Origin of the sequence: Brevundimonas albigilva, assembly GCF_023503965.1 — a bacterium.
GTDB lineage: Bacteria > Pseudomonadota > Alphaproteobacteria > Caulobacterales > Caulobacteraceae > Brevundimonas > Brevundimonas albigilva.
The window spans coordinates 1433639-1448910 of sequence record NZ_CP097298.1 but is presented as its reverse complement, the minus strand read 5'-3'; the positions used below and the strand labels follow the sequence as shown (position 1 = coordinate 1448910).

Annotated in this window: 15 protein-coding genes and 1 pseudogene; 7 read left to right on the top strand and 9 right to left on the bottom strand. The window is 69.1% G+C overall.

From position 1 onward, the window contains the following. Window positions 1-17 precede the first annotated feature (17 nt). The 5 genes from phnC to galU all read left to right on the top strand — a co-directional run bounded on the left by phnC (window position 18) and on the right by galU (window position 4828). Window positions 18-827, top strand: a complete 810-nt coding sequence (gene phnC / locus MU852_RS07570) for a phosphonate ABC transporter ATP-binding protein (protein ID WP_249751676.1) — start codon at window positions 18-20, stop codon at window positions 825-827. Further along, on the top strand, window positions 824-1837 hold the full coding sequence (phnD, locus tag MU852_RS07565; protein ID WP_249751675.1) for a phosphate/phosphite/phosphonate ABC transporter substrate-binding protein: 1014 nt from the start codon (window positions 824-826) through the stop codon (window positions 1835-1837). Before phnC ends, phnD begins: the two co-directional genes overlap by 4 nt. Then, window positions 1834-2724, top strand: a complete 891-nt coding sequence (gene phnE, locus MU852_RS07560; RefSeq protein ID WP_249751674.1) for a phosphonate ABC transporter, permease protein PhnE — start codon at window positions 1834-1836, stop codon at window positions 2722-2724. Before phnD ends, phnE begins: the two co-directional genes overlap by 4 nt. Before the next feature lie 77 nt (window positions 2725-2801). Further along, on the top strand, window positions 2802-3869 hold the full coding sequence (locus MU852_RS07555) for a substrate-binding domain-containing protein (RefSeq protein ID WP_249751673.1): 1068 nt from the start codon (window positions 2802-2804) through the stop codon (window positions 3867-3869). Window positions 3870-3949: 80 nt separating this feature from the next. After that, entirely contained in the window at window positions 3950-4828 is an 879-nt protein-coding gene (gene galU, locus MU852_RS07550; protein ID WP_249751672.1) for a UTP--glucose-1-phosphate uridylyltransferase GalU, read from the top strand. On the opposite strand, the gene MU852_RS07545 is transcribed toward galU, so the two are convergent. After that, entirely contained in the window at window positions 4825-5211 is a 387-nt protein-coding gene (locus MU852_RS07545) for a hypothetical protein (protein WP_249751671.1), read from the bottom strand. The two genes, galU and MU852_RS07545, sit on opposite strands and share 4 nt — an antisense overlap. 86 nt (window positions 5212-5297) lie before the next feature. Here MU852_RS07545 and obgE point away from each other — a divergent pair, with 86 nt between their 5' ends. Next, a complete protein-coding gene (gene obgE / locus MU852_RS07540; RefSeq protein ID WP_249751670.1) occupies window positions 5298-6344 on the top strand; it encodes a GTPase ObgE in 1047 nt (348 codons plus the stop codon). Between the two features lie 75 nt (window positions 6345-6419). Next, the gene (locus MU852_RS07535; RefSeq protein ID WP_249751669.1) at window positions 6420-7298 is read left to right on the top strand and encodes a hypothetical protein; all 879 of its coding nucleotides are present in this window, start codon (window positions 6420-6422) and stop codon (window positions 7296-7298) included. Between the two features lie 172 nt (window positions 7299-7470). Here the strand turns inward: MU852_RS07535 and rimM are convergent. The 8 genes and pseudogenes from rimM to MU852_RS07495 form a co-directional block, all read right to left on the bottom strand. Continuing rightward, a pseudogene (gene rimM / locus MU852_RS07530) lies at window positions 7471-7997 on the bottom strand (ribosome maturation factor RimM). A 224-nt stretch (window positions 7998-8221) separates the two neighbouring features. Next, complete coding sequence (gene rpsP / locus MU852_RS07525) at window positions 8222-8764, bottom strand: 30S ribosomal protein S16 (protein ID WP_249751668.1); 543 nt, start codon at window positions 8762-8764, stop codon at window positions 8222-8224. A gap of 23 nt (window positions 8765-8787) precedes the next feature. Beyond that, a complete protein-coding gene (gene ffh / locus MU852_RS07520; protein ID WP_249751667.1) occupies window positions 8788-10314 on the bottom strand; it encodes a signal recognition particle protein in 1527 nt (508 codons plus the stop codon). An 837-nt stretch (window positions 10315-11151) separates the two neighbouring features. Beyond that, on the bottom strand, window positions 11152-12438 hold the full coding sequence (locus MU852_RS07515) for a S41 family peptidase (RefSeq protein WP_249751666.1): 1287 nt from the start codon (window positions 12436-12438) through the stop codon (window positions 11152-11154). 234 nt (window positions 12439-12672) lie between these two features. Further along, a complete protein-coding gene (gene lptB, locus MU852_RS07510) occupies window positions 12673-13377 on the bottom strand; it encodes an LPS export ABC transporter ATP-binding protein (RefSeq protein ID WP_249751665.1) in 705 nt (234 codons plus the stop codon). 92 nt (window positions 13378-13469) lie between these two features. Continuing rightward, window positions 13470-13991, bottom strand: coding sequence for an LptA/OstA family protein (locus MU852_RS07505; protein ID WP_249751664.1), 522 nt, complete (start codon window positions 13989-13991; stop codon window positions 13470-13472). Further along, a complete protein-coding gene (gene lptC, locus MU852_RS07500; RefSeq protein WP_249751663.1) occupies window positions 13988-14647 on the bottom strand; it encodes an LPS export ABC transporter periplasmic protein LptC in 660 nt (219 codons plus the stop codon). The genes MU852_RS07505 and lptC overlap by 4 nt, the downstream gene beginning before the upstream one ends. 8 nt (window positions 14648-14655) lie before the next feature. After that, entirely contained in the window at window positions 14656-15270 is a 615-nt protein-coding gene (locus MU852_RS07495) for a ribonuclease D (RefSeq protein ID WP_249751662.1), read from the bottom strand. Window positions 15271-15272: the final 2 nt, after the last annotated feature.

Sequence of the window (15272 nt, the reverse complement as noted above, 5' to 3'; positions counted from 1 at the left end):
GCCTCTCCAGCGAGTTCATGAGTTCATCCGCAGCCGCCGCCGCTCCCGGGCTTGTCTCGGCGCGCGACGTGTCGAAGACCTTCGGATCGCGAAAGGCGCTGGACGGCGTCTCGGTCGAGGTCGCCTCGGGCGAGATGGTCGCCCTGATCGGACCGTCGGGTTCGGGCAAGTCCACCCTGTTGCGCTCGATCACCGGCCTGCAGTCGATCGATCCCGGCAAGGGCACGATCTCGGTCTTCGGCGAGACGGTGCAGAAGGACGGCAGGGTCACCGGCGCGGTGCGCAAGGCGCGCGGCAAGCTGGGCATGATCTTCCAGCAGTTCAATCTGGTCGGGCGTCTGAGCCTGTTCTCCAACGTCATGCTGGGCGCCCTGGGGCGGCTGCCGGCCTGGCAGGGGCTGCTGGGCGCCTGGCCCAAGGCCGACAAGGACAAGGCGATGGCGGCCCTGCACCGCGTCGGCGTTTCCGACTACGCCGCCCAGAGGGCCAACACCCTGTCCGGCGGCCAGCAGCAGCGTGGCGCCATCGCCCGCGCCATCGTCCAGGGCGCCAAGGCCATTCTGGCCGACGAGCCCGTGGCCTCGCTGGACCCGGTCTCGGCGCGCAAGGTCATGGAGCTGCTGGTCGAGCTGAACCAGCGCGACGGCCTGGGCGTGATCGTCACCCTGCACCAGGTCGACTACGCCATCCGCTACTGCGACCGGGTGATCGCCCTGCAGGGCGGCAAGGTCGTCTATGACGGCCCCTCCACCGCGCTGGACCAGGCGCGCCTGATCGAAATCTACGGTCCCGAATTCGAGGACGCCTTCTGGGAGACCAAGGCATGAGCCAGCCTCGCACCCTGTCCCGCCGCCTGTTCGCGGCCGTCGGCGCCGCCGCGGCGCTGATGGGCCTGGCCTCCTGCGGAGGCGGCGACGAGAAGAAGGCGGCCGGCGCGACGCCGTCCGAACTGACCTTCTCCATCCTGTCGGCCGAGGGCCAGGCCTCGTCCGGCCCGCTGTGGCAGCCGCTGCTGGACGACATGTCCAAGGCGATCGGCGTGCCGGTGAAGCCGTTCTTCGCGGGCAATTACAACGTCCTGATCGAGGCCATGCGCTTCAACCAGACCCAGGTGGGCTGGCTGTCGGCCAAGCCGCTGCTGGAGGCCGTGGACCGCTCCAACGCCGAGGTGATCGCCCGCATCGTCGATCCGGAAGGGCGCGACAGCTACACCTCCACCCTGATCGTGCGGAAGGGCTCGGGCATCACCCTGGACGACGTCCTGGCGTGCGGTAAGCGCTACAGCTTCGGCATCGGCGACGCCCAGTCGACCTCGGGCACCCTGGCCCCGCTGACCTTCCTGTTCAATCCGCGCGGCATCGTGCCGGCCCAGTGCTTCTCGACCGTGCGGTCGGCGAACCATCAGGCCAACGCCTTCGCCGTGGCCACCGGCGTGGTGGACGTGGCGACCTCCAACTCGGTCAACACCATCTTCATGAGGCGCGAGAATCCGCGCCTGGCGGATCAGATCGAGGAGATCTGGCAGTCGCCGCCCATCCCGGAATCGGGCATCGCTATCCGCGAGGACCTGGACCCGGCGCTGAAGGAAAAGATCCGCAGCTTCTTCCTGACCTACGGCCAGGGCGACGGCCCCGAGGCCGAGCGCCAGCGCCAGGTTCTGGCGGGTCTGAACTATTCGATGTTCCGCGCCGCCGACGACAGCTACCTGGACCCGGTGCGCGAGATGGTGGCCGACCAGAAGCTGGGCGAAGCCCGCGCCAAGAACGACCAGGCCGGCGTCGCCGCCGCCGAGCGCGAACTGGCCGCGCTGCGCGCCAAGCGCGAGGTCCAGCCTTGACCGACGCGCGCGTGGACATGGCGGTCAAGGGCGGCGTGAGCCCGACGGCCATCCCCAATCCGCCCAAGCGCTCGGCCTCGGCCCTGGCCTTCGACGTCCTGCTATGGGGCGGCCTGGCGATCGTGCTGATCGCCAGCTTCGGCAAGGTCGACATGCAGAATTTCGGTCGGCTGTTCTCGGGCTCCGAGAACATCTCGACCTACGGCGCCGAACTGCTGCAGCCCGACTGGGGCGCCATCTTCCCGCCCGGCGACTTCTGGACCTCCTTCAAGGCGATCTTCACCCAGCCGACGGCCAGCCTGGCCGGTCAGATGTGGCTGACGGTGCAGATCGCCCTGTGGGGCACCTTCCTGGCCGTCTTCCTGGCCCTGCCGCTCAGCCTGATGGCTTCGCGCAACATCGCGCCCGGCTGGATGGTCTTCATCGTGCGCCGGGTCATGGACCTGCTGCGCTCGATCCCCGACCTGGTCATCGCCACCCTGTTCATCGTCGCGGTGGGCCTGGGCCCGCTGGCCGGCGTGCTGGCCCTGGCGCTGAACACCGGCGGGGTTCTGGCCAAGCTGTTCTCGGAAGCCGTGGAATCGATCGACAAGGGGCCGGTCGAGGGCGTGCGCGCCACCGGGGCGGGCCAGCTGCACGAGATCGTCTGGGGCGTCTTCCCGCAGGTCGCGCCGCTGTGGACCTCGTTCGCCCTGTACCGCTTCGAATCGAACAGCCGCGCGGCCACCGTGCTGGGCCTGATCGGCGCGGGCGGCATCGGCCAGACCCTGTTCGAGAGCATCCAGGCCTTCGACTACAGCCGCGTCGCCGCCATCGCCATCGTGATCGTCGTCGCCGTGACCCTGATCGACACCCTGTCCCAGGTCATGCGCAAGCGCCTGCTCTGACCCGTCGGGCGCAAGCGCAAAACCTTCACAATCCTCTGCTCTAAGCGTCGCGAACACGACGCTCAGGGAGAGCCTTGATGATCCGGACTCTGAAACTCGCCGCCTCGGCGGCCGCCCTGCTGGCTCTGGCGGCCTGCGGGGACAATGGCGCCGGCGCCGGCGGCGGAGCCCGCGCGGGTATCTGGGCGGCCGGCTCCTCGACGGTCTTCCCCTTCTCGACCCGCGTGGCCGAGACCTTCGCGCGCAGTTCGGGCGGCGCCGCGCCGCGAGTCGAAAGCCTGGGCACCGGCGGCGGCATCCAGGCCTTCTGCCAGGGCGTCGGCCCGACCACGCCCGACATCGCCAACGCCTCGCGCCCGATGAAGGCGTCCGAGTTCGACATGTGCCAGAAGAACGGCGTCACCGAGATCGTCGAGCTGAAGATCGGCTTCGACGGCATCGTCATCGCCACGGCGCGCAGCGGCAACAGCTTCAACTTCGAACTGAACGACCTCTACGAAGGCCTGGCCAAGGAAGTGCCCGGCCCGAACGGCGCCTTCGTGACCAATCCGGCCAAGACCTGGAACCAGGTCAACCCCGGCCTGCCGAACCAGCGCATCCAGGTCTATGGCCCGCCGCCCACCTCGGGCACGCGCGACGCCTTCCTGGAGCTGGGCATGACGCCGGGCGCCAAGCTGGTGCCGGCGGCGGCCGCCCTGGAAGAGAGCGACAAGGACCGCTTCGAAGCCATCGCCCACACCCTGCGCGAGGACGGCGCCTGGATCGACTCGGGCGAGAACGACAACGCCATCGTCCAGACCCTGACCCGCACGCCGGGGTCGCTGGGCGTGTTCGGCTATTCCTTCCTCGAGCAGAACCTGGACACGGTGAAGGCCGAGACCATCGACGGCGTCGAGCCGAACGCCGACACCATCGCCGACGGCTCCTATCCGCTGTCGCGCAGCCTCTACATCTATGTGAAGAAGGCCCATGTCGGCGTGACGCCGGGCCTGGCGCAGTTCGTTCAGGAATTCCTGTCCGAGGGCGCCGCTGGTCGCGGCGGCTATCTGCAGGATCGCGGCCTTATCCCGCTGCCGGAAGCCGACCTGGTCGCCCAGCGCGCCGCCGCCCAGGCCATGACCCCGATGCAGCGCCCGGCCAGCTGACGGGAACCGATGGCCGTTCCGCCCCTTCTTTCGCCGGTCCGCACCGGCTAGAAGGGGCGGGACAGCTGTCAGGATCATACATGACTTCCACTCCCGCGCGCCTGCGCAAGGCCGTGCTGCCCGTCGCGGGCCTCGGCACCCGTGTCCTTCCGGGCACCAAGACCACGCCCAAGGAACTGCTGAACGTCGTCGACCGGCCCATCCTCTCCTACATCGTGGAAGAGGCGCGCGAGGCCGGCATCGAGCACATCGTCTTCGTCACCGGACGCTCCAAGGGCGCCATCGAGGACTATTTCGACCACCAGATCGAGCTCGAGGCCCAGCTGGAGGCCAAGGGCAAGACCGACATCCTGGCCATGATGAACGCCGAACTGGCGACCGCCGGGGAAATGAGCTTCACCCGCCAGATGCAGCCCAAGGGCCTGGGCCACGCGGTCTGGTGCGCCCGCGACATCATCGGCCGCGAACCCTTCGCCGTCATCCTGCCGGACGTGATCGTGGATTCCCAGCCCGGCGCCTTGAAGCAGCTGGCCCAGGTCTATGCGGAAACCGGCGGCAACATCATCGGCGTGGAGTCGGTGCCCGAGGACCAGACCCACAAATACGGCATCGTCGATCCGGTCAGCCGCGACGGCGCCCGCATCGTCATGAAGGGCATGGTGGAAAAGCCCGCCGCAGGCACGGCGCCGTCAAACCTGTCGATCTCGGGCCGCTACATCCTGCAGCCGGAAATCTTCGACCTGCTGGCGACCCAGGAAAAGGGCGCGGGCGGCGAGATCCAGCTGACCGACGCCATGGCCCGGCTGATGGCCGACCAGAGCTTCACCGCCGTGGAATACGAAGGCGTCACCCACGACTGCGGCGACAAGATCGGCCTGCTGCGCGCCAATGTCGCCCTGGCCCTGAAGCGCCCCGATCTGGGCGAGGCCGCGCGGGCGGCGATTTCGGCGCTGCTCTAGACGACCACGCTGACGCGTCGCGGCGGCGGGGCCGCCTGGTCGCGGGCGCGCAGCGCGTCCAGCCCGACGATCGGCGGCGCGACGGCGCCGGCCGCCGCATAGGCCCCCAGCGCCGCCTTCATCTCATAGGCCAGCATCGCCGCCATCGCCGGATTGGCCGCGCCGCTGGTCTGGAGGATGCGCAGATGGGCGGCCAGCTGTTCCAGATGGCGCTTGGCGGCCTCGGTCGCGACGGTCTCGCCCGCTTCGGCGCGGCGCGGCCGTTCAGTCTGGGCGCTTTCGGTCTGGGCGCGTTCGGGCCGCAGGGGCCAGTCGCGCGCGACGGCCGGCTTCGTCGTCTCGACGAACGGACGGGCCAGGGCGGGCGAGGCCAAAGGTTTCATGAGCGTTAACGCTCGGCTGCTTTGGTTAACCGGGTCTTAACGACGCACGCCTCGCCCTCGCCGCCGTCTTTTGGCATAAGCCGCCGATGAAGTTCCTAGACCAGGCCAAGATCTACATCCGCTCGGGCAACGGCGGCGCGGGCTCCGTGTCGTTCCGGCGCGAGAAGTTCATCCCCAACGGCGGGCCCGACGGCGGCGACGGCGGCAAGGGCGGCGACGTCTGGATCGAGGCGGTCGAGGGGCTGAACACCCTGATCGACTACCGCTACCAGCAGCATTTCAAGGCCCAGACCGGCGCCCACGGCCAAGGCCGCCAGATGCACGGCGGCAAGGGCCAGGACGTGGTGCTGAAGGTCCCCGTCGGCACCCAGGTGCTGGACGAGGACAAGGAGACGGTGCTGCTGGACATGGACACGCCCGGCAAGGCCGAACTGCTGCTCAAGGGCGGCAACGGCGGCTGGGGCAACGTCCACTTCAAGGGACCGGTCAACCAGGCCCCGACCCACGCCAATCCGGGCCAGGAGGGCCAGGAGCGCTGGATCTGGCTGCGGCTGAAGCTGATCGCCGACATCGGCCTGGCGGGCCTGCCGAACGCCGGCAAGTCCACCTTCCTATCGGCCGCCAGCGCGGCGCGGCCCAAGGTGGCGGACTATCCGTTCACGACCCTGACGCCGAACCTGGGGATGGTCGACCTGTCGCCTTCGGAACGGTTCGTCATCGCCGACATTCCCGGACTGATCGAGGGCGCCAGCGAGGGCGCGGGCCTGGGCACGCGCTTCCTGGGCCATGTAGAGCGCTCGGCCAGCCTGATCCACCTGATCGACGGGACGCAGGACGACGTGGTCGAGGCGTACCGGATCATCCGGGGCGAGCTGGAGGCCTATGGCGAGGGCCTGGCCGACAAGGCCGAAATCCTGGCGCTGAACAAGATCGACGCCCTGACCCCCGAGATGCGCGAGGAGAAGGCCGCCGAGCTGGAGGCCGTCGCCGGCCGCCGCCCGATGCTGGTCTCCGGCGTCTCCGGCGAGGGCGTGCCCGAACTTCTGCGCGCCGCCTGGGCCGAGGTCAAAAAGACGCGCAGAGCCCTGGCCGACGACAGCGAGGTCGCCCAGACCACCGGCTGGCGCCCCTGATTCATGCCGGCCGACAACGGAATCGTCCCTTCGTGCGTTAGGATCGCGTACAGCGAAGCTGGGGGAGGCGTTTCGATGCGGCGTGTTCTGATCTGGTCGATCCTGACGGCGGTCACCGCCCTGATCCTGATGGGCGTCGGCTACTGGGCCTATTGGAACTTCTTCGCCCGGTTCCAGCCGGTGACGGTGACGCAGAATCAGGCCGAGATTCAGCAACTGCTGGACCAGTCGTCCTGGGTCTCGGACGGCGCGGGCGGGCAGGCGGTCTATGTCGTCGGCTGGCGCGACAGCGCGGCGATGGATCGCTATCTGCGCGAAGAGGCGCCCCGCCTGCGCGCCGGCGGCGCCGAGCCGCGGTTCATCTTCTTCGCCCGGCCCGACCGAGAGGGCGCGCCCCAGTCCACCGCCGCCGAACGGTCCACGGTGGCCGAGCTGTGGCTGACGCGCGACTGGCGGCTGTTCCAGCGCTGGACCGCGACGCCGCCGCGAAGCTGGACCGCGCAAGGGGTGACGCCGGCCGACGGGAACCTGGCGCGCGAGGCGGTGGTCGAGGGCGCCCGCCGCTTCGACGCGCGCCTGACCGAGTTGCTGGAGCCGTCGGGGGTCGAGGACGCCCGCCCGCTGGTGCTGTGGCGCGACCGCCAGGGCTTCCTCAAGGCCTGCGCCTGCGCCGATGCGCGCGGCTGGCCCTTCATCCGCGACGACCTCGGCGCGCCGGACCGGATCGGCGAGGCGTCCGAAGCCCCGGCCGCCGGGTCCGTGCCGTCGATGTCCTATCCCGACGTCTCCGGCGCGCCGGCGACCGTTCCGCCGGGCCAGGTCGCGCCGCCGCAGCCGGGTGCGAATCCCCAGACCCCGCAGGCCCAGCGCAATCCGCCGGCGCCCTCACGTCCCGCCCAGCCGCCACGTTCGGCGCCCCAGGCGCAGAAACAGGACGACACGACCTTCTTCTGAGGGAGCAACGCCGGTCCCTCATCCCCCATCGTCCTTCCGGGGCTGAGCGAAGCGAAGAACCCCTAACCCAGGACCGCAGCCCAGGCGCCAAGCCGCGTTCGGCGCTGGAGCCATCCTCCTGGGTTCCGGGTTCGTCCTGCGGACGCCCCGGAATGACGCATAGTGAGCGCATTCAGTCCGGCTCGCGCTCTCCGACCTCGACCGGGCGAAGGACGCGCAGCCAGCCCTCGGCCAGGCGGATGTCGGGCACGGCGTCGCGGGTGAAGGGCAGATACCAGGTCGGCCCCCGGCGGCGGGCGCGATCTCCAGCATGTCGTCGGCGCCGAAGTTCTGCACCGCCTTGACCACGCCGATCGCCGCATCGTCGCCGTCGCGCGCCTGAAGCCCGATCAGATCGGCCAGGTAGAATTCGTCCTCCTCCGGTTCGGGGAAGCGGTCGCGGGGCACGTGCAGTTTCAGGCCGCGCAGGGCGTCGGCCTGTTCCTTGGTGGCGATCTCCTTGGCCCGGCCGACGACCCCGTTCTTGTCCGGTCGCGCCGAGGTCAGGGTCAGGCCCACCGAGCCGTCGGCGCGCAGCAGCGGCCCATAGGCGGTCAACGCCAGCGGATCGGCGGTGAAGGCGGTCACCCGCACCTCGCCCCTGACGCCGAAGCCGCCGCCGACCTGGCCGACGAGGATGAGTCTGCTATCTGTGGTCATGCCGTCCTCCTCGATCTTCCCCCGGCGCGGGGGAAGTGTCGCGTCGTGGCGCGCAGCGACACGCGTGACGATGGGGGAAGTTTCTACTTGAGAGAAGACTCCCCTCTCCGACCCTGGATCGGCTGCGCCGATCGACGGGCCGCCTCTCCCGCAAGCGGGAGAGGATCAAACGAAAAACGGCGGCTCCGGAAGGAGCCGCCGTTCTCATGTCAGAACCGAAGGACTCAGCCTTCGGCCTTTTCCTCGGTCGCTTCTTCGGCGGCCGGGGTTTCTTCAGCAGCGGCTTCGGCGGCGGGCGCCTCTTCGGCCGGGGCCTCTTCAGAGGCCGGAGCGTTCTTGGCGGCTTCGGCCTCTTCCTTGGCCTTGGCGGCGGCTTCGGCGGCCTCGGCCTTGGCGGCGGCTTCGGCTTCCAGGCGGTCGGCCTCGCGCTGGGCGCGCTCGGCGGCGCGTTCCTGGGCCTTCTTGCCCGGTTGGGCCTTGTTCGGGTTGTTGCCCTGCGACCACTTCACCTTGGCGCCCAGGGTCTCGTCCTGCGACAGGAAGCGGGCGACGCGGTCGGTCGGCTGGGCGCCCTTGCCCAGCCATTCGGCGATGCGCTCGACCTTCAGGGCGACGCGCGGGGTCTCGCCGTCCTTGGGCAGCATCGGGTTGTAGCTGCCGACCTTCTCGATGAACTTGCCGTCGCGCGGCGAGTGCGAGTCGGCGATGACGATGTGGTAGTAGGGGCGCTTCTTGGCGCCGCCGCGGGCCAGACGAATCTTCAGCATTGTCAGTCTCTTTCTAGATCAGATCAGTTTTTCTTGGGGAAGCCCGGAAGGCCTGGAAGCCCTCCCGGCAGGTTCGGAAGTTGACCGCCACCCAGTCCGGCGAGCCGGTCCTGAATGGCCTTCAGTTCGTCGGCGCTGGGTTCCGGCGTCTTGCCGCCGCCCAGGGCCTTCAGGCGCGCCATGTCCGGCCCGCCGCCGCCGCCGAGGCCGCCCAGCATGGCGGCCATCTGCTGCATCTTCTTGGGTCCGCCGCGCGCCATCGACTTGACCACGTCGGCCATCTGGCGGTGCTGCTTCAGGACCCGGTTGACGTCCTGGACCTCGACGCCCGCGCCGGCGGCGATGCGCTTCTTGCGCGATGCGTTCAGCAGGTCCGGCTTCTTGCGCTCGGCCTTGGTCATCGAGGAGATGATGGCTTCCTGGCGCAGGATCATGCGGTCGTCGATGCCGCTCTCGGCCATCTGGCCCTTCATCTTGGCCACGCCGGGCAGCATGCCCATGATGCCCTGAAGCCCGCCCATCCGCTTCATCTGCTGCAGCTGGCCGGCCAGGTCGTCCAGGTCGAACTGGCCCTTGGCCAGCTTCCTGGCCATCTTCTCGGCCTTGGCCTGGTCCAGGTCCTGGGCGGCCTTTTCGACCAGGGCGACGATGTCCCCCTGACCCAGGATGCGGCCGGCGACGCGGCGGGCGTCGAACACGTCCAGCGCATCGACCTTTTCGCCGGCGCCCAGATATTTGATCGGCAGGCCGGTGACGGCGCGCATCGACAGCATGGCGCCGCCGCGCCCGTCGCCGTCGGCGCGGGTCAGGACCAGACCGGTCAGCGGCAGGCGCGCGTGGAAGGCCGACGCCGTGCGCACCGCGTCCTGGCCGGTCAGGCTGTCGGCGACCAGCAGGGTCTCGACCGGCCTGGCGATCTCGGCGACCTCGGCCACCTCGTTCATCAGCCCCTCGTCCAGGGTGATGCGGCCGGCGGTGTCCAGGATCAGGACGTCGAAGCCCTGGAGCTTGGCCGATTGCAGCGCCCGGCGGGTGATCTGGACCGCGCTCTCGCCCTGAACGATGGGCAGGGTAGCGACCTCGATCTGCTTGCCCAGGGTCGCCAGCTGTTCCATCGCGGCCGGACGGCGCGTGTCCAGCGAGGCCATCATGACCTTCTTGCGATCGAACTTCGTCAGGCGCAGCGCCAGCTTGGCCGAGGTCGTGGTCTTGCCCGAGCCCTGCAGGCCGGCCATCAGCACCACAGCGGGCGGATTGGCGTTGGTGTTCAGCGGGACCGGCTCTTCGCCGCCCAGCATCTCGATCAGGCCGTCATAGACGATCTTGACCACCTGGTCGGCCGGCTTGACCGAGCGGATGACCTCTTCGCCGGTGGCGCGCTCGGTGGCGAAGGCGATGAATTCCTTGACGACCGGCAGGGCGACGTCGGCCTCGAGCAGGGCCACGCGCACCTCGCGCATCGCCTCGGCGACATCCTTTTCGGACAGGGCGCCGCGCCCGGTGATCCGGTCGAAGACGCCTGTCAGCCGCTCGTTCAGAGCCTCGAACATTCACTACCTCGTTGCGACGGGTGAAACGGCTCCATACGACAACGGCCCCTGTGGACGATCACGTCGACAGGGGGTTCTCGCCTGACTCGTCCGGCGGGCCGGGGTCGTTCAGGTGGAGACGCGAGGTTCACTTGCGTCGGAAGCGGCGGCTTATGACGGAAAACAAGGGAAATGTCGAATCCCCTTTCGCATCGTCCGCAAGGCGCCCAATCAAGCTCCAGCGAAGTGGCGGCTTGTCTTAAACGAGCCCTTTCTGATCGAGCGTGCGGAGGGCAGGGTGTCGGGAAACTGCACCGAGGAAACGTATGATTTCCCTTCTGGCCGCCATCCTCCTCCAGACCTCGCCTTCCCTCCCGCCGTTGCCCCAAGGATGGAGCGAGAGGGAACTCTTCGCTCTGAAAGGCGGCCGGGGCGGGTTCGGCTTTGCCGACAGGCTGGAGGCCCGGTTCTGGCGACGCTCGCCCTATCCCGCCGCTAGGGGCGCTCCCGCCGCCTATTGGGTGGCGCATGTCGTTCGCCGACATGACGGGCTCCCGGGACAGACGGATCAGTCCTTCGATGCATGGCTCGACGAATCCGACTGTCCTCAACTGCGAAGAGCAGTGGAAAGGATCGCCGCGTTTCGGCCGCCGCCTCCCTATGCCTCCGATTCCCAGGAACAGGGCCTTGTCATTGGGGCTCATGGCACGAACTACACCCTCGACCTGGGGAGGGCGGGACGCGATCCATCAGGCTCAGGTCACGACCTTCGACCCGAATGGCGGCCTTCTGGGCGATCTGACCTCGGCCATCCAAGACGACCTGCTGGCCTGCCTGTAGCGCCGACTGGTCTTCGCTCTACGGCTCCTCGTCCGTCTCCGGTTCGTCCGCCGGGGCCTGGTCCGGCCTGGGCTCCGAGCCGGGCTCCGTGACCACGATCCCTTCCGGCGGCGCGCCGAGCTTCGACAGGTCGCCGCCGGCGCGCAGCAGGTCCAGGGCGCGCTCCAGCTGATAGTCCTTGTCCTTGGGATAGTCCTCGCCCGGCGCCTCGCGCGGGGTGTGGGCGCCCTTGCGTTCGGCGCCGATGGAGGCGTCCAGCGCGGTGGCGTAGGCCGCCTCGGAATAGATGAAGCTGGAGCGCGAGACGATGCGCGCCTCGGCCGCCGACCGGGCCACCTCGTAATCCGGCTCGATGCCGATCTTCTGGATCGAGGCGCCGGACGGGGTGTAGTAGCGCGCCGTGGTGATCGACAGGGCGCCGTCCTGCCCCTGGCGCAGCGGGATCACCGTCTGCACCGACCCCTTGCCGAAGCTGGTCAGGCCCACGACGGTCGCCCGTTCGTGGTCCTTCAGGGCGCCGGCGACGATCTCGGACGCCGAGGCCGAGCCGTAGTTGATCAGCACCACCAGCGGCAGGCCGCCGGTCAGGTCGCCGGGCTTGGCGGAATAGCGTTCGATCTGCTCGGGCTTCCTGCCCCGCTGGCTGACGATCTCGCCGCGTTCCAGGAAGGCGTCCGACACGTCGATCGCCGCCGTCAGCAGACCGCCGCCGTTGTTGCGCAGGTCCAGGACATAGCCCTTCACACCCGGCTTCTCGGCCTTGATCTTGTTGATGGCCTCGGTCAGTTCCCGGCCCGTGTTCTCGTTGAAGGTCGAGACGCGCAGATAGCCGAAGTCGCCCTCGACCCGGCCGGTGACCGACTGGACCTTGATGACCTCGCGGGTCAGCACGACCTCCAGCGGGTCCTCGCCGTCGCGCAGGAAGGTGACCTTGACGCTGGTGCCGACCTCGCCGCGCAGCTTTTCCGACACCTGGCTGACTGTCAGGCCCGCCGCGTTCTGGCCGTCGATGGCGCTGATCACGTCGCCCGCCTGTACGCCGGCGCGGGCCGCCGGGCTCTCGTCCATCGGCGAGATCACCTTCACCAGGCCGCCTTCCGAGGTGATGGTCAGGCCGACGCCGGAATACTGGCCGGTGGTCCGCTCCTGCAGATCGCCATAGCTGTCGGGCGGCAGATAGTTCGAATGCGGATCCAGCGCGGTCATCATGCCGCTGAGCGCCGCCTCGATCAGCTTCTTGTTGTCGACCGGAACGACGTAAAGCCGCTCGACGATGCCCACTACGTCGCCGAACAGCTCCAGCATGCGGAAGGTTTCGTTGCGCGGGGTCTGGCTGGCGACGGCGGCGGCGGAGCCGCCGAGGGCGAGGGCGGCGCAGCCGCGAGGAGCAGTTTACGCATTCGGTCTCTTTCGGTGGGCCCGATCATGGAAGGCGCCCGGCTTCGATCACAGGCCCCGCAGACACGACCAAATCGTGGCGACGCGGCGTCGTCCCGATAAAATCAGCGTCAGGCCGGCAGGGGAAGGGCGCACGCGCGATCAGCCGTACATTTCGCCCAGATAGACGCGCCGGACCTCGGGGTCGTGGATGGCCTGGTCGGCCGTGCCTTCGAACAGGACGGATCCGGCCGAGATGATCGACACCCGGTCGGTGATCTCCAGGGTCTCGCGCACATTGTGGTCGGTGATCAGCACGCCGATGCCCTGGCCGGCCAGGTAGCGGATGACCGAGCGGATGTCGGCGATGGCCAGGGGGTCGATGCCGGCGAAGGGTTCGTCCAGCAGCATGAAGGACGGCGGCCGGCCCGCCAGGGCGCGCGCGATCTCGACCCGGCGCCGTTCCCCGCCCGACAGGCCCGTGGCCGGGGCGTGGCGCAGGTGTTCGATGTGCAGTTCGCCCAAGAGGCGCGAGGTCTCGGCCTCGATGCTGGCCTTGGGATAGTTCAGCTCGACCACCGCGCGGATGTTCTGCTCGACTGTCATGCCGCGGAAGATCGAGGCCTCCTGCGCCAGATAGCCCAAGCCCATGCGGGCGCGCTGGTACATGGGCTGGGCGGTGATGTCCTCGCCGTCCAGCCAGATCGAGCCGGCGTCGGGCGGGATCAGGCCCGTGATCATGTAGAAGCAGGTCGTCTTGCCCGCGCCGTTGGGACCCAGCAGGCCCGCGACCTCGCCGCGCTGGACCGTCAGGGAGACGTCGCGCACCACCTGCCGCTGGCCGAAGGCGCGGGCGATGTTGCGCACCCGCAGGCCCTTGTCTGCGGGCGCGGCCTCGACCTCGCGGCGGCCGGTTCGTCACGGTTCAGGGCGGAGAGTTCCTTGCGCGCCAAATCTGCTCAGTCCGGCCGAAAGGCCTCAGTTGCCGTTGGGGTAGAAGACGCCTGGATGCGGTTGCCGGCCGACCCGCGCGGGGCGGCCATGGTCGCGGCGTCGGTGTTGACGTTGTAGGTCAGCCGGCCGCCCGTCAGGACGTTCCGACCCTGGGTCAGGACCACATTGCCGGTCACCACCACCTCGCCGCCGTCGATGGAATAGACGGCGCGGTCGCCGCGCATCGACTGGGTCGGGGTCACGAAATAGACGGTTCCGGTCGCCTCCACCCGATCCGGGTCGCCCGAGGCGTCGCGGTACAGGGTGATGGCGTCGGCGCGCAGGCGGTTGTCGCCCTGGGTCACCTCGGCCCGGCCGCGCAGGGAGATGGTCTCGGCGGTCTGCTCGCCCGAATCGGCGCCGAAGGCGATCGGCTGGTTCGAGGTCCGGCCGGCCGCGCTTCCGCTCTGGGCGTCGCCCACGCTCGGCAGGACCAGGACGGTCAGGGCGGTCGCCGCCGCCAGCATCTTCATCTTCATCGCCGTCATCCGCCTGATCCGGAGGGATTTATCGTCCCCCTTATCTTGTTATCGCCCTGGCCGTTGAAAACCACCCGCTGGCCCTGGTCGTAGATCGCATAGGACGAAGCGTTGATGGTTCCAATAGGGCCGGCTCCCTGAACGCCCTTTGAACCGGTGATGATGCCGGTGCGGGTGTCGACCACCGCTTCCGGCGTGGTCAGGACGAAGCCCGAGCCGCCGTCGGAGATGCGCACGTTCGGGCCGATCGTCACGGTGCGGGCCGCCTCGTCGTAGGTTCCGCCGTCCGCCGTCATCTCGGTGACCTTGCGCCCGCCCAGGTTCAGCTTCAGCGCCGGGCCGATCAGGCGGAAATGGCCGGTGGCTCCGTCCCGCACCGCCCCTTGCGCGCCGATGACGAAAGAGCGTCCCTGCGCGTCCTGGCCGTGGAACATCGGATTGTCCAGCCGGACCTCCTGGCCCTGGGTGGCGCGCCGCTCCACCCCCGACATGACGGTGCGGAACACCGTCCAGGTCAGGGCGCCGCCCGCCAGAACCAGCATGATGATCGGCAGCACCCGGCGATACAGCCGCACCCGGCGCGAGTGGGCGCGCCAGCGCCGGCCCTCCTGGGCGACGCGGGCCTCGTCGGCGCGGGTGGCGGGGGTGTCTCGCGGGTCCGTCACGGGGCGGCCTAGCTGTGGGCGAAGATGTCGACCTCGTCCCAGCCGGCAAGGTCGAGCGCCGAACGCGTCGGCAGGAAGTCGAAACACTGGGCCGCCAGCTGGGTGCGCCCTTCGCGCGCCAGCATCTGGTCCAGTCGGGCCCTGGCCGCGTGCAGATAAAGGACGTCCGAGGCGGCGTAGTCCAGCTGGGCCTGGGTCAGCTCGGCCGTGCCCCAGTCGGACGACTGCTGGGCCTTGGACAGGTCGACGCCGACGGTCTCGCGCACCACGTCCTTCAGCCCGTGACGGTCGGTGTAGGTGCGCGCCAGCTTGGAGGCGATCTTGGTGCAATAGACCGGCCGGGTCTCGACGCCCAGATGCAGCTGGAACATGCCGATGTCGAACCGGCCGAAGTGAAAGATCTTGAGCACCTTCGGGTCGGCCAGCAGCCGCTTCAGGTTCGGGCAGTCGTAGGCGGGGCGGTTCAGGCGCACGACATGGGCGTTCCCGTCGCCGGCCGACAACTGGACCACGCACAGCGGGTCGCGGCCGAAGCGCAGGCCCATGGTCTCGGAATCGACGGCGACCTCGGGCCCCAGGTCAAGGTCGTCGGGCAGGTCGCCCTGATGCAGATAGACGGTCATGG

Coding starts and splice junctions, on each gene's coding strand:
- phnC (WP_249751676.1), top strand. CDS start 18: ATGAGTTCATCCGCAGCCGCCGCCGCTCCCGGGCTTGTCTCGGCGCGC.
- MU852_RS07495 (WP_249751662.1), bottom strand. CDS start 15,270: ATGACCGTCTATCTGCATCAGGGCGACCTGCCCGACGACCTTGACCTG.
- rpsP (WP_249751668.1), bottom strand. CDS start 8,764: ATGCTGAAGATTCGTCTGGCCCGCGGCGGCGCCAAGAAGCGCCCCTAC.
- ffh (WP_249751667.1), bottom strand. CDS start 10,314: ATGTTCGAGGCTCTGAACGAGCGGCTGACAGGCGTCTTCGACCGGATC.
- obgE (WP_249751670.1), top strand. CDS start 5,298: ATGAAGTTCCTAGACCAGGCCAAGATCTACATCCGCTCGGGCAACGGC.
- MU852_RS07505 (WP_249751664.1), bottom strand. CDS start 13,991: ATGACGGCGATGAAGATGAAGATGCTGGCGGCGGCGACCGCCCTGACC.
- MU852_RS07555 (WP_249751673.1), top strand. CDS start 2,802: ATGATCCGGACTCTGAAACTCGCCGCCTCGGCGGCCGCCCTGCTGGCT.
- MU852_RS07535 (WP_249751669.1), top strand. CDS start 6,420: ATGCGGCGTGTTCTGATCTGGTCGATCCTGACGGCGGTCACCGCCCTG.
- MU852_RS07545 (WP_249751671.1), bottom strand. CDS start 5,211: ATGAAACCTTTGGCCTCGCCCGCCCTGGCCCGTCCGTTCGTCGAGACG.
- galU (WP_249751672.1), top strand. CDS start 3,950: ATGACTTCCACTCCCGCGCGCCTGCGCAAGGCCGTGCTGCCCGTCGCG.
- MU852_RS07515 (WP_249751666.1), bottom strand. CDS start 12,438: ATGCTGGAGCTGTTCGGCGACGTAGTGGGCATCGTCGAGCGGCTTTAC.
- phnD (WP_249751675.1), top strand. CDS start 824: ATGAGCCAGCCTCGCACCCTGTCCCGCCGCCTGTTCGCGGCCGTCGGC.